General features: G+C 40.4%; 13 protein-coding genes and 1 riboswitch. Of the genes, 8 read left to right on the top strand and 5 right to left on the bottom strand.

Going from position 1 to position 14520, the window contains the following annotated elements:
- The 5 genes from CD001_RS22385 (at position 1) to ytkD (ending at position 5664) form a co-directional block, all read left to right on the top strand.
- A complete protein-coding gene (locus CD001_RS22385) occupies positions 1-873 on the top strand; it encodes an ABC transporter permease (protein WP_096189828.1) in 873 nt (290 codons plus the stop codon).
- A gap of 15 nt (positions 874-888) precedes the next feature.
- Positions 889-1647 carry an ABC transporter ATP-binding protein gene (locus tag CD001_RS22380; protein ID WP_096189827.1) on the top strand — a complete coding sequence of 253 codons (759 nt, stop codon included), beginning with the start codon at positions 889-891 and terminating at the stop codon, positions 1645-1647.
- Between the two features lie 68 nt (positions 1648-1715).
- Positions 1716-3422, top strand: coding sequence for an acetate--CoA ligase (acsA, locus tag CD001_RS22375; RefSeq protein WP_096189826.1), 1707 nt, complete (start codon positions 1716-1718; stop codon positions 3420-3422).
- Complete coding sequence (locus tag CD001_RS22370; RefSeq protein WP_096189825.1) at positions 3419-4714, top strand: homoserine dehydrogenase; 1296 nt, start codon at positions 3419-3421, stop codon at positions 4712-4714. Before acsA ends, CD001_RS22370 begins: the two co-directional genes overlap by 4 nt.
- A gap of 443 nt (positions 4715-5157) precedes the next feature.
- On the top strand, positions 5158-5664 hold the full coding sequence (gene ytkD, locus CD001_RS22365) for an RNA deprotection pyrophosphohydrolase (RefSeq protein ID WP_096189824.1): 507 nt from the start codon (positions 5158-5160) through the stop codon (positions 5662-5664).
- Positions 5665-5914: 250 nt separating this feature from the next.
- Here ytkD and CD001_RS22360 read toward each other — a convergent pair whose 3' ends face one another.
- From CD001_RS22360 to pckA, 4 genes are all read right to left on the bottom strand, one after another.
- Entirely contained in the window at positions 5915-6700 is a 786-nt protein-coding gene (locus CD001_RS22360) for an ABC transporter permease (protein WP_096190725.1), read from the bottom strand.
- A 10-nt stretch (positions 6701-6710) separates the two neighbouring features.
- Complete coding sequence (locus CD001_RS22355; protein WP_096189823.1) at positions 6711-7478, bottom strand: ABC transporter ATP-binding protein; 768 nt, start codon at positions 7476-7478, stop codon at positions 6711-6713.
- Between the two features lie 25 nt (positions 7479-7503).
- Positions 7504-8502: an ABC transporter substrate-binding protein gene (locus tag CD001_RS22350; protein ID WP_096189822.1), complete on the bottom strand. Its 999-nt coding sequence runs from the start codon at positions 8500-8502 to the stop codon at positions 7504-7506.
- A gap of 266 nt (positions 8503-8768) precedes the next feature.
- A complete protein-coding gene (gene pckA / locus CD001_RS22345) occupies positions 8769-10352 on the bottom strand; it encodes a phosphoenolpyruvate carboxykinase (ATP) (RefSeq protein WP_096189821.1) in 1584 nt (527 codons plus the stop codon).
- 362 nt (positions 10353-10714) lie between these two features.
- On the opposite strand from pckA, the gene CD001_RS22340 reads away from it, so the two are divergent.
- Both CD001_RS22340 and metK read left to right on the top strand, forming a co-directional pair.
- Entirely contained in the window at positions 10715-11092 is a 378-nt protein-coding gene (locus CD001_RS22340; protein ID WP_179298864.1) for a thiol-disulfide oxidoreductase DCC family protein, read from the top strand.
- Between the two features lie 128 nt (positions 11093-11220).
- A riboswitch (SAM riboswitch) is annotated at positions 11221-11342 on the top strand.
- Between the two features lie 258 nt (positions 11343-11600).
- On the top strand, positions 11601-12812 hold the full coding sequence (metK, locus tag CD001_RS22335; RefSeq protein ID WP_096189819.1) for a methionine adenosyltransferase: 1212 nt from the start codon (positions 11601-11603) through the stop codon (positions 12810-12812).
- A 225-nt stretch (positions 12813-13037) separates the two neighbouring features.
- Here the strand turns inward: metK and CD001_RS22330 are convergent, their stop codons facing one another.
- Positions 13038-13568 (bottom strand): gamma carbonic anhydrase, encoded by a 531-nt coding sequence (locus tag CD001_RS22330; RefSeq protein WP_096189818.1) that lies wholly within the window; start codon positions 13566-13568, stop codon positions 13038-13040.
- A gap of 159 nt (positions 13569-13727) precedes the next feature.
- On the opposite strand from CD001_RS22330, the gene CD001_RS22325 reads away from it, so the two are divergent.
- On the top strand, positions 13728-14516 hold the full coding sequence (locus CD001_RS22325) for an alpha/beta fold hydrolase (RefSeq protein ID WP_096189817.1): 789 nt from the start codon (positions 13728-13730) through the stop codon (positions 14514-14516).
- Positions 14517-14520 lie beyond the last annotated feature (4 nt).

Raw genomic sequence — 14520 nt, 5'->3', positions numbered from 1 at the left:
ATGGCACTTTCCCAAGCACAACAAAAAGGTGAGGGAAATGGACCGTCTAAGAAAAACGTGACGAGGCTTATAAAAGATCGGGATAAAGTTAAAGCAACGTTTTCTTGGGGAACGTTTTCGTTGTCTCTCCTTATCCCTACCCTTCTTATTCTCATTTGGGAGGGTGGGACGAGATTTGATTTCATTGATTCACGCCTTCTCCCTGCTCCATCAACAATTGTTCAAACGATTTGGTCAATGGGAGTTGATGGCAGTCTTTGGCAGCATACAGGGATCACTCTTTACCGGATTTTTTGGGGCTTTTTATGGGGAACGGCCGTTGCTGTCGTCTTTGGTTCTGTGATCGGTATGTTTAAAACAGCAGAAACGATGTTTGACCCAATCATTCAAGCTTTACGAGCGATCCCTTCATTAGCGTGGGTCCCATTATTTATATTGTGGCTCGGGATTGGAGAAGGGTCGAAGGTGACGTTAATTGCTGTCGGTGTATTTTTTCCAGTCTATTTAAATGTCATCGGAGGAATTCAATCAGTTGACCGAAAATTGATTGAGGTTGGGAAGGCCTATGGGTTAACGACATTTCAACTCATTCGAAGAATTATTTTACCAGCCTCCTTACCTTCGTTTTTCGTTGGATTACGAAGCGGTCTAGGGTTAGGTTGGATGTTTGTTGTCGCAGCAGAATTAATGGGAGCAAGCCAAGGACTCGGTTATTTGCTCGTACTTGGGCAAAATACATTGCAGCCTGAAGTCATTTTAGCTAGTATTCTTCTATTTGCGATTTTAGGGAAATTGACTGACGCTGTCTTAAAAAAGCTTCAAATAAGAGCTTTACATTGGCAAGATCAGATCGAAAAAGGAAATGAGAAATAAAGAGGAGGATTTGTAATGAGCTTATCAGTTGAGCAAGTCACTAGAAGTTTTCAAGGTGATGTCGCGGTTAAGAATGTTTCATTTGAAGCTGAAAAAGGTGAGATTATTGGACTCCTCGGAACGAGTGGATGTGGAAAGAGTACGATATTACGGGCAATATCAGGCTTAGATAATGGGTATGAAGGAACCGTCCGCATTGATGGAAATGAAAAGAAGTCTGTCACAAAAGAGCTTGGGATTATTTTTCAAGAACCTCGTTTAATGCCATGGTTAACCGTTGTCGAAAACGTTTATTTCGGCTTAGAAGGTGAGAAGCCAAAGAAGATCGACAGGGCAATGACACTGTTGAAGCAAGTTGGCTTGGACCGTTTTGCTCATTACTATCCGAAGCAGCTGTCAGGAGGAATGGCACAGCGTACTGCTATTGCAAGAGCACTTGTGACAGAACCTTCTACGTTATTACTTGATGAACCGTTCAGTGCACTAGATGCGTTTACAAAGATTCAGCTTCAAAACATGCTCCTCGATTTATGGGAAAGTTATCGACCGACGATGGTGCTTGTAACTCATGATATTGATGAAGCATTGGCATTATGTGACCGAATCGTTGTTTTAAAAGGTCAGCCAGGGGTTGTCTATGAAAACATCACGATCCGAAAAGCGAAACCACGTTCAAAAACAGATATCGAGCTAACAAAAATAAAAGAAAAAATCTTAAAAGCATTAGAAATCGAGAAAAATGCCGATTCCGAGGCAAAAGTGGCGATGAATTAAATCATAAAAACGTGTGCTGCATGAAACAAAAGCATACAACACTATTTAAGAGAAGGGGGCTTCCCTGCATGGCAGTAGATATAAAACGACAATTGATAATTGAACCGAACAATACGAGAAATCACAATCTGGAAAATTATGAAAAAATGGTCGAGGACTTTAGCTGGGAAGATGCGACATCTGAGCTAAGGAATGCACCGTATGGAAAGTGGAATGCAGCTTACGAGTGTATTGATCGCCATGTAGAGGAAGGACACGGAGAGAAAGTTGCTCTCTTATTTACGGAAGGTAGTAAAGAGGAGCGTTATACATTTTCTGAAATAAAAGAGAAGACAGATCAATATGCGCAAGTGCTCAAAAAGAATGGAGTCCGTGTCGGTGATCGTGTATTTATCTTTTTACCAAAGTCTCCTGACTGTTATTTTTCGATTTTAGCAGCGATAAAAGTTGGCGCAATTGCCGGACCGTTGTTTGAGGCATTTATGGAAGATGCTGTGAAGGAACGGATGGTCGACTGTGAGGCGCAATATTTAATTACAGATGATGATTTAGGCAAAAGAGTCCCTTATCACGACATTCCTTCGTTAATAAAGACGTGGAAAATGACAGATTTGCAACGAGAAGGAAAGCAATTAGAAGTAGAAGAAAGACCGGTTGTTTGGCTCGAAAAAGAAGATGGGATGTTAATTCATTACACGTCAGGGTCTACAGGTAAACCGAAAGGGGTCCTGCATGCACAGCGAACGATCTCCCATCATATCATTACCGGAAAATGGGTTTTGGATATACAAGATGATGATGTCTATTGGTGTACGTCACATCCAGGCTGGGTGACAGGGAGTATATACGGTGTATTTGCTCCATGGTTAAATCGTGCAACAGTTGTGATTCACGGCGGCAGGTTTGATGCAAGTGAGTGGTACCAGCTCATCGAACGGTTCGGAGTAACGATTTGGTATAGTGCTCCGACTGCTTTCCGAATGCTAATGAGCAAAGGTGATACTTATAAACAGTTCGATTTGTCTTCTTTGCGTCACTTGTTAAGTGTAGGTGAACCTTTGAACCCAGAAGTCATCCATTGGGCAAACGATGCGTTAAACGTCCGTATTCATGACACTTGGTGGATGACTGAAACTGGCGGACATTTAATTGTTAATTTTCCGTCGCAGCCAATTAAGCCAGGATCGATGGGAAGAGCTTTTCCAGGTGTTAAAGTTAGTATATTAGATGAAAACAATAAACCACTCCCAAAGGGAGAAGTTGGTAAGTTAGCCGTTAAAGCTCCGTGGCCAGGCTTAATGAAAGAAATATGGAAAAACGAGAAAAAGTATAACTCGTATTTTACTGACGATGGCTGGTACATTTCTGGTGATACTGCTTATAAGGATGAGGACGAATATATTTTTTTCCACGGTCGCGATGACGATTTAATTAATACTTCAGGGGAACGAGTTGGACCATTTGAAGTCGAAAGTAAGTTAATCGAGCACCCTGCAGTCGCAGAAGCTGGAGTTATTGGCAAACCTGATCCAGTTCGTGGTGAAATCATTAAAGCGTTTATAACGCTTCGGTCTGGGTTTGAAGATTCGCTGGACCAAATCGAAGACATTCGAGCTTTTGTAAAAAAGAATTTGGCTGCTCATGCAGCCCCTAGAGAGATTGAAGTGTTGCAAAAACTGCCAAAAACGAAAATTAGCGGGAAAATATTACGCCGTCTGTTAAAAGAAAACGAGTTGAATCAATGTAATCGGGAAGAGGAGGATTTGCGTCTATGAGTCATCCATCGTTTAAACTAGCGATTATTGGCTTTGGAACTGTCGGTGAAGGAGTATATCGGACGATTGAAAAGAAATCTGAGAAACTTGTGACATTACTAGGCAGATCTCTTGAAATTCCATATGTCATTGTAAAAAATACAGATAAAGAAAGAGAAGTTGGAGAAAAGACACTTGTAACGAATGAGTTCGATACAGTCATTAATGATCGAAGCCTTGATGTTGTCATTGAGGCAACTCCAGATGCAGAAACTGGCTTACCGTATGTAAAGCAGCTTTTACAAGAAGGCATATCAGTCGTATCTGCAAATAAAGAGCTTATTGCAACGTATGGTGATGAGCTATACGAGATCGCTTCAGATCACGGTTGCCATCTCCTGTTTGAAGCAGCAGTAGCAGGCGGAATTCCACTATTAAATACGTTACGTCATACTTTAAAAACGAATACAATCGATCGATTGGAAGGGATTGTAAACGGCACGTCTAATTTCATCCTGACAAAAATGAGACAAGAAGGAGCCCCATTTTCACAAGCATTGTCAGAAGCACAAGAAAAAGGATTTGCAGAAGCAGTCCCTGACAAAGATGTCGACGGATGGGACGCATATTTTAAAACGAACATATTAAGTCAATGGATTTACGGTCGTTCTCCTGTCTGGAACGATCAAGCTCCAATTGGGATTCGACACATTCACGTTGATGATCTCGTTCTTGCCCATCAGTTAAATGGGAAAATTAAACATATCGCAAAGTTACGAAAACATGGTGATCGTGTGGACGGTTCAGTGAAACCGAGCTTTGTACTTCATGATCACCCATTATATAGTGTCGAAGCTGAAAATAATGGAATTCATATCCAAGGGAGTATCGTCGGATCTGTAATGCTTCAAGGTCCGGGGGCTGGAAAGTATCCTACAGCAAGTGCTATTATCGAAGATGTCGTGAACTTATTATCTGGTAAGCATGAAACAGTGGAGCATGAAGGGATAGAGTTTGTCGAGCATGGTTTTGTTGAAAATGACGGAAAATCTGAAGAAGAGCGTTCATTATGGTTTGTAACCGGCGGTAGAAAACTTGAAAAATGCCTTAATTATGTTGATGCTGAACTTCTACATTCGCTCGTCAGAGAAAATCAAAAAGTAGCAACGATTGTTCACGAACACGAAGATAAAATGAAAGAACTTCAAGTGCTAGCGAAAGGAACGATACAAGTCTATCCGATTCTTGGAGATAAAGGCGACATATTATCGACACATTTGGAAGTTTTAAATAAAAATACAGTCTCTTTTTAACTTTGGGAAATCAAGCTTGGTCATACTTAGCCAAAATTAGTGAAATATGGTTCCAATCATCGTTATTAGATGGATGGAACCATTTTTGTTGGTTTTTTCTAGAGAAAAATTGTCCTTCATTCTTGTATAATGATAAAAGACCCTTTACATACATAGAGCCTACTGAAACCCCTTTATGAAAGCATTTCCGTTAAAAAAGTAGACTCCACTAGAATTTTCTTCACGAATAATCATCGAGTTGCTTCGACGGACAGGACGTCCTAATGCCGGACATGCCACAGGACGTGGAGTTTTGGCAGGATTTTTGAAAGGACATCATTACTTTTTCAGTAGATTCACATACACATAATGGTTTGTACGAATTGTGGTCATAATAATATTTGGACATTAGGTTTTGAGAACATTACAATATGAATTGAGACAAGCTGAAGTAAAAGGGAGTGATGGTCCTGAGACAACAAATTCAATTTAAAGATTATTATCACAATACCGTAACCTTTTCAACTGAAGACCATCCATTTTCAAAAGCTCCAAAACATGTTTGGATAGTGAGTAAATATCGTGGGAATTGGCTGTTAACGATCCATCCATCTCGAGGACTTGAGTTTCCAGGAGGGAAAGTAGAAGAAGGGGAAACGGCTGAAGAAGCGGCAGTTCGAGAAGTGTTTGAAGAAACTGGTGGTAAAGTGAGAGAACTACATTATATTGGTCAATATAAAGTCGATGGCAAAAAAGAAATGGTCATAAAAAATGTCTATTTTGCTATAGTTGATGACCTTATTACGAAAAGTAATTATTTTGAAACGAAAGGTCCGAAAATTTTAAAACAATTGCCTGAAGATGTCCGTGTGAATCGTGAATATAGTTTTATTATGAAAGACGATGTCCTGCCAAACAGCTTAATGGAGATCGAAAGAAGAAAACTGATGCTCTCAAGTGAACATTTATAAAGGAACTTGTGCTTTTATTATAGTCTTTTTAAACTACATGCTCTGCCTGTGTGAAAATAAACCTTTAAGGGTTGTAATCATGAGATATCTTTAAACGTACGAATAGATGGAAAATTCTATTTGATTATGAAAAGAGATGTCCTCAAAATACTTTTGGCATGGACCGAATTAATAAGGTCCCTTAAAGGACTCTGGTGGTAAAGTGCCCTTATAGAGCGAAATTAAAACCGCCCGTTTGACGGGCGGATAGTTACTTTCTGTGGCTTGGGATTAGTCTTTTCTCCAGTAGTTCGACTAGTTGATACATGCATGTAGCTAAAATCGCGATGATGATCAGTGACAGCATGACTAATGTAAAATTAAAGACTTGGAATCCATAAATAATCATATATCCTAGTCCTTGTTTTGAAACGAGAAATTCTCCAACGATTACGCCTACCCATGCAAGACCAACATTTACTTTTAAGGTTGAAATGATCGTTGGATACGAAGCAGGGAAAATGACAGAAAAAAACGACTGTCGTTTCGTCGCTCCGAACGATTGGATCACTTTAAGGTAGTTATCATCTACTCCTTTAAACGCGTTGTAGACAACGATCGTCGTAATAATAACAGATATGAGCGCCCCCATCGCAATGATCGAGCTGAAGTTTGGTCCTAAGCCAACAATTAACAACGGTCCGAGTGCGACTTTTGGCATCGAGTTTAAGACAACGAGGTACGGATCAGCCACACGAGAGATAAACGGGGACCACCACAAGATTGCAGCAAATAATGTTCCTAAAAACGTACCGAGTAAAAACCCAAGTATCGTCTCAAACAGGGTAATACTCATATGATTAAAGAGACTGCCATCCTGAATTCTACTTATAAACAACTCCCAAACCCTTGAAGGAGAGCTAAAGAGTAACGGATCAATCCAGCGCTGGCTTGCTGCAATTTCCCACATGCTGAAAAATAAGACAAGAATGCTAATTTGGGTCATGTGAATGAGGCGTTTTTCCTTTCTAAGGTGTTGAATATAAGCTGCATGCATTTCTTTAAGTTTATTGTTCAAGGGACTCCAGCTCCTTCCAAATGTCTTGGAACCACTCGTTAAAAAGCGGGTGACTACGAGCTTTAAATGGGAGTCTCGTTTTTAATTCGTCAGGTATATGAAAAGTTTTCTTAATGCTTCCTGGCCGGTGACCTAGTAAATATACTTTGTCACTCATCGCAATCGCCTCACCGATATCATGCGTGACTAAAATGGCTGTTTTTTCTTGCTCCTTAATTGTAGAAAAAACGAGATCTTCAAGTTTCAATTTCGTTTGATAATCTAAAGCTGAAAACGGCTCATCTAATAATAGCAGCTTCGGATCTGTTGAGAGCATTCGTACTAATGCGACGCGCTGCCTCATCCCGCCTGACAGCTGACTCGGATAATCATTTACTTTATCAATGAGTCCCATCTGGTCTAAAAGAAACCTTGCGTGTATCTTCTTTTCATGTGAAAGCTGCTTCATCGTTCTTAATCCGAGTGAGATATTATCTTCGATTTTCAGCCAAGGAAATAAATAATCTTGCTGCAGCATATAACCTGTAGCTGGTGTCGGCTTGCTTATAACTTTACCATCCAATTCGATTTTTCCTTCAGTTGGTTTAAGTAACCCTGATATGAGGGAAAGGAGCGTTGTTTTGCCACAGCCACTAGGTCCAATTAATGAGATAAATTCTCCTTTTTCAACTGAAAAACTCACATTCTCAACAGCGACTGTTACGGTTTCTTTTGAAAAAAAAGTTTTTTGGACGTTGGATAGTTTTAATAGTGCCAAATTTGACTCCTCCTCTCACCTGGTATTATTCATTCATGATTTTTGTTGGAATGTCCGTATTAACCAAATCTTCATAAGAAATTTCTTCTGGGAGTTCCCCTGCTTCGTCCATGATTGCCTGCAAGTGATACCAGGCATCTTCTTGAAGTAATGGTGATTCTGCAAATGAACCTTGATCACGATAACGTTCAACCACTTGCTCAATTACATCGAGTGGTGTGTCATCAAAGAAGTCAGCAATCGATTCGGCTACGACATCAGCAGGCTGCTCGTGTACCCACGCTTGTGCTCGATGCAGTGCTCGTGTAAAACGTTCAATCGTTTCAGAGTCTTCATCAATAAAGCTCTCTCTTGCCATGTAGACAGTATATGGGACGTTTCCAGATTGCGTTCCAAACGAATCGACGATATAACCGATACCTTCATCTTCAAACATCGTTGCTTGCGGCTCAAAGAGCTGTACGTAATCCCCAGTACCGGATGCAAAGGCAGATGGAATATTACCGAATTCGATATTTTGAATAAGCTCGAGATCTGAATGAGGGTCAATCCCGTTTTCTTTCAACACAAACTCCCCAACCATTTGTGGCATTCCACCAACTCGTTGACCGAGGAACGTACTGCCTTTTAAATCATCCCAAGAAAAGTCTTCAACAGGTTCACGAGAAACGAGGAATGTTCCATCTGTTTGCGTAAGTTGAGCAAAGTTAATCGCTGGGTCATTTGAGTCTTGTGCATACACATAAATCGAAGTTTCTGCACCTACTAACGCAATATCGGCACCGTCAGATAATAAGGCGACCATCGTGTTGTCGCCACCCCACGTCGTCGTCAAGTCGATGTCGAGCCCTTCTTCTTCAAAAAATCCTTCAGAGATGGCTACGTATTGTGGTGCATAAAATATGGAACGGGTAACTTCAGCGACACGAACTTCAGTCATGTCGTCGTCAGATCCACATCCAGAAACGATTAAGACCCCGATAAAGCAAAAAAGGGCCAATAATCCTATTTTTATGAATTTCATTTTCAACCCTCCTGAGAAAATTAGGTATACGCTGATATGATAAAATATGTTCGAATGAATAAATGTGTGCGGGAGAGCCTGTTGTCCTACGAAAAATAAGCTGAATAGGATCGGAGAGGGATCTGTTGAACTGATAAATAGGAAGGAATTAATGAAGAAACGTACACCTTACATCTATAAAAATGCTAAGTCGATTAATTAATAATATAATGAAAACAATGCTATCAAAATAAAAAAGACTAGGAGCTGTGCTCCAAGTCTATTTCTTAAACAAATGGTCCAGCGTTGATAATTTCTGCAGGAACATCCTCAAATTTTTTAAAATTAGCTTTAAACTTTTGAGCAAGTTCTTTCGCTTTTTGATCATAAGCTTCTTGATCTGTCCAAGTATCTCTTGGTTGAAGGACCTCATCTGGTACTCCAGGACAATGCTTAGGAACGTGTAAGCCAAATATTTGGTCAGTTACGGTTTCTGCTGAATTCAGTTCGCCTTCCAATGCAGCTTGCACCATTGCACGTGTATAAGGTAAATTCATTCGTTTACCGACACCGTAAGGGCCACCTGACCAGCCGGTATTAACGAGGAAGACTTCAACATTGTGTTCATTGATTTTTTCACCGAGCATTTTCGCGTAAGTCATCGCTGGAAGCGGTAAAAACGGAGATCCGAAGCACGTTGAGAACGTCGCTTCAGGCTCTGTAATTCCACGTTCAGTACCAGCAAGTTTGCTCGTATAGCCTGATAAGAAATGATACATCGCTTGTTCTTTCGTAAGCTTGCTAATCGGTGGAAGAACGCCAAATGCGTCAGCAGTTAAGAAAACGATCGTACTAGGATGTCCTGCGATGCTTGGCATGGACGAATTAGGAATTAATTCGATAGGGTAAGCTGCTCGAGTATTTTCAGTATAATAATTGTCATCATAGTCAGCCTCTCTCGTCTCATGATTGACAACGACATTTTCGAGCACCGAGCCAAATCGGATCGCATTAAAAATTTGCGGTTCTTTCTTTTTTGATAAATGAATGCATTTCGCATAACAGCCGCCTTCAATATTGAAGACACCGTTCGCAGACCAGCCGTGCTCATCGTCACCAATTAAACTTCTGTGTGGATCAGCTGAAAGCGTCGTTTTGCCGGTTCCTGATAAACCGAAAAATAAGGCTACGTCACCTTCTGTCCCGACATTTGCAGAACAGTGCATAGATAAGATACTTTTTTCAGGAAGTAAATAATTCATAATTGAGAAGATTGATTTCTTCATCTCGCCAGCATATTCTGTTCCGCCGATTAAAATGGTGCGCTTTTCTAAAGAAACGATAATGAATGCCTCTGATTTTGTACCATCCACTTCAGGGTTTGCTTTAAACCCAGGCGCTGAGACAATTGTAAATTCCGGTATAAGTGAGTTTAGTTCCTCTTCAGTTGGCCGAATAAACAATTGCTTAACAAATAAATTATGCCATGCAAATTCATTGACGATACGAATAGGCAGTCGGTGATTTTTATCTGCGCCAGCAAAACCGTGTCTCACAAACAATTCATCTTGATCGCCTAAATAGTGTAACACTTTTAAGTATAATCTTTCGAAAACATCGGAAGAAATCGGCTGATTAATGCTACCCCAATCAATTTTATCGACAGTTGAGCGCTCCTCTACAATGAATCTGTCTTTAGGAGACCGTCCAGTATATGTTCCAGTTGTTGCACGAAAAGCACCTGTTGATGTTAAGATACCTTCATTTCTTTCTAACGCTTTTTCAATTAAATGAGAAGTTGATAAGTCCTTATTCACATGATCGTTACGTAAGATGCGCTCAAGTTCAGTTTCGAAGTGGATCGTGCTCATGATTTTCTCATCCTTTCATTATGGCTAATCAGATCTATAAGTGGATGTTCAAAGTCTGGGAAAAAAGCTTTCGTACCTCTCGTTGACTCGTTTCTCCGTTACTCACGTATTAACATGATACGCTCCGCTACTCAAAACTTCGTCGGCTTGATCTATTCGCCTCTTTTTGTCCTCCTTTTTGAACACGCACTATTATGGGAAACTTGTTCTTATAATCTGTTAAATAGTATAACACATATTTTTAAATAGTCTATACTATTTGGGGTGAAATGTGCATCATTTTTTATGAGAGCTTTATTTTCTTAATTTAGGAATATGTTGTATCATATTTATATAGTCGCTCAATGAAAGTGGTGATCATTGTGAAGCACCAAATTTATTATGATGGTACATGTCCGTTATGTAGAAAAACGCGTAAAAAAATGATGAAATTAGACTGGTTAGCTAAAATAGAGTGGATCGACGGCTTTTCTAAAGAACATGTAGAGCTGCCTGCGGAAGTGGACAGGTATAAGTTAAATGAAGCGATGCACTTAGTGACGAATCAAGGGCATGTATATATTGGCTTTTCTGCTGTCCGGAGAATGTTATGGTTATTACCCGCAGCATGGGCTTTCGTTTGGATTTTATATTTACCATTGGCCAAAAAAATTGGGGACAAAGTGTATCATTGGATAGCTGCACGCCGTTATAAAATTGGGAACGGACAATGTGGCGGGGGAAGCTGTAACTTGCCTTAAAGATTGTACATTTTAAATAAACGAGCATCGGATTATTTCTTTGATTTTCCAAGCCTATTTATCGCCTATTTATAGGTCAATTTATTGACATGGCGGCGAAAATCAGTTATTCTTTTTCCGAACGGATACTCTTATCCCGAGTAGGCGGAGGGACAGGCCCGACGAAGCCCAGCAACCATCATCAGACGGAAAATGATGAACGGTGCTAACCTGCAAGACATATCTACGAGTATGTCTTGACCGATAAGAGGTGAAAGGCGAATGGGACGTAACCTTTTCCTCGCTAGGGAAAAGGTTTTTTTACTTTAACTGATAGAGATGGCTCAGGAAGTTTACTTCATTCTTTTTGACAAAACTCTTGGATTATTAGGAATAACATTAACGTTTTTTATTCCTACATTAAAGTAACGTAAAAACCGTTGCTTCAAACCATTCTGCCGGGAGAACGAGTACCGTCAATTCAATAAACATATCCTATAGGATAGAGATTTCGAAGGAGGTACGTACTGTGGCAGAGAAACGTCGTTTGTTTACTTCTGAATCAGTCACGGAAGGTCACCCGGATAAAATTTGTGACCAAATATCAGATGCAATTTTAGATGAAATTATGAAGAATGATCCGAATGCTCGTGTGGCGTGTGAAACATCGGTTAATACGGGACTTGTCCTTGTTGCTGGAGAGATTTCAACGTCTACGTATGTCGATATTCCAAAAATTGTTCGTGAAACAGTGAAAGGAATTGGCTATACTCGTGCTAAATATGGATTTGACTATGAAACGTGTGCTGTGCTCACATCAATTGATGAGCAGTCAGCAGATATTGCACAAGGGGTAGACCAAGCTCTTGAAGCGCGAGAAGGTCAAATGACAGAGGCAGAACTAGATGCGATTGGTGCAGGAGACCAAGGCTTAATGTTTGGTTATGCAGATAATCAAACAGAAGAGCTCATGCCATTGCCAATTTCATTGTCTCACAGGCTGTCTCGACGCTTAAGTGAAGTACGAAAAAACGAAACGATTGATTATTTACGTCCAGACGGTAAGACACAAGTAACCGTCGAATATGATGAAAATGATCAGCCGATAAGAGTCGATACAATTGTCATTTCAACACAGCATCATCCTGAAGTTCAACTTGAACAGATTAAAGAAGATCTTCATGAACATGTTATTAAGCCGGTTGTTCCAGCGGATTTACTAGATAATGAAACGAAATACTTCATTAATCCAACAGGTCGATTTGTTATTGGCGGACCTCAAGGTGATGCAGGATTAACTGGCAGAAAAATCATTGTCGACACTTACGGAGGATACGCACGTCACGGTGGTGGAGCGTTCTCAGGGAAAGATGCGACAAAAGTTGATCGATCAGCAGCATATGCTGCCAGATACGTAGCGAAAAACATTGTTGCATCTGGTTTAGCAGATCGCTGTGAAGTACAGCTGGCATATGCAATCGGGGTAGCTCAACCTGTCTCAATTGCGATTGATACATTCGGAACAGGTAAAGTATCTGAAGATGTATTAGCTGAAGTTGTTCGTAACAATTTTGACTTACGTCCAGCAGGCATTATTAAAATGCTCGATCTTCGCCGCCCAATTTACAAGCAGACAGCAGCTTACGGACATTTTGGCCGTACAGATATTGACTTGCCTTGGGAGCGCACGGATAAAGCAGATATCATTAAAGAGCAAGCAGCAAACGGTGTTGCGAAATAAAACGATTTAAAAAGAGGGAGCCTCTAAAGTATTTTGAGGACACCCTCTTTTTTGTTTACAAAAAAATAACCCAGTTCGATGAGAACTGAGGCATAAATTTAGTTTACTTTCAGCTTCCATATCCAACTAACACGAAGACTTTAAGTACAGTTACAAATTAAATAAGGTTTCTTAAGGGGCTCTGGTGGTAAAGTGCCCTTATAGGGCGAAATAAAACCGCCCGTTTTACGAGCGGATATTTATTTTAGCAATCACTTCTTTATAGTGCTGGCCTTTTTCAACATATTCACGTTGGATTCGTTCCATATCTTTTTTATCTTCGTCCGTTAGGTTTCGGACAACTTTGGCGGGTCTGCCGAATGCAAGTGAGTTTGACGGTATTTTTTTTCCTTGAGGGACAAGGCTGCCAGCACCGATAAAAGCACCCTCCCCGATTTCTGCACCGTCTAAAACGGTTGATCCCATACCGATTAACGCATTTTTTCGAATGATACAGCTATGTAACGTACATTGATGACCGACAGTTACCCCATCTTCAATAATTAATGGATTGTTCGGGCTTTGATGTAAAACACTATTGTCTTGCACATTAACATTTTTACCGATAATTGTCGGCGCAACATCACCACGAATGACTGTATTAAACCATAAACTCGATTTCTCGCCTATTTTTACATCGCCCGTCACAACAACACCATCTGCAATAAATACGGTTTGATCAATTTGTGGCCAAATATCTTTATAAGGATAAATCAAATCATTTCCCTCCTGCAATTCGTTATTCATGAAAACATTACCTATTATAAAGTGTAACAAATTTGTCAGTGGGAAAGAATATGATGTTTTTACTTGACGAAATCGTTGTCAATGGGGAATGATGGTAGTAAACGATGTTCATTGAGAGGATGGTGCTTCGTGTGGAAGTGGGAAGTAACAGAAGCTAAAGGTGTTTTTGTCATCGTTCATGGTGCAGGCGAGTACCATGTTCGTTATCATTGGGTCATTGAACAGCTGACTGAGCTTGGCTACAATGTCATAATGGGAGATTTGCCAGGACAAGGGACAACAGATGGTCCGCGTGGCCATGTTAACCGTTTCAGTGACTACGTAACGGTCGTAAAAGGCTGGTTACGTGAAGCGAGGAAATATAAACTTCCTGTCACTCTTCTCGGTCACAGTATGGGTGGACTCATTTCGATACATACGTTGATGAATTTATCCAAAAATGAGCTCCCGAATGTAGCAGTGCTTTCTTCTCCTTGTCTTGGTTTAGTAAATAACCCTACATTTTCTAAAAAAACAGCTAGTTATTTGCTCAACTACGTTGCTCCGAAAATTAGGTTTCCTTCCGGATTGGAACCTGGTTCGGGTACTCGCGATGAATGGATGAGGCAACGTGATTTTACGGACGACCTCCTCATTAAACGCGTAAGTGTGAGGTGGTATCGTGAACTTGCAAATGCGATTCGGACGGCTCAAGATAAACATGGTCAATTTCCGGCCATTCCTCTGCTCGTGACACAAGGCGGAGATGACCGGATCGTCAATAAAAATGAGGTGAAGCGCTGGTTTGATACGCTCACTTTAACGGATAAATATTATAAAGAGTGGGATTCTTTTTATCATGAAGTTTTAAATGATCCTGGTAAAGAAAAAGTGCTTGCTCATTTAATCGGCTTTGTCACTCTTCATGAAACGTGGTAAAGTG

It is taken from the genome of Evansella halocellulosilytica, assembly GCF_002335745.1.
Lineage (GTDB): Bacteria > Bacillota > Bacilli > Bacillales > Salisediminibacteriaceae > Bacillus_CA > Bacillus_CA halocellulosilytica.
This window is presented reverse-complemented; position numbering and strand designations above follow the sequence as displayed.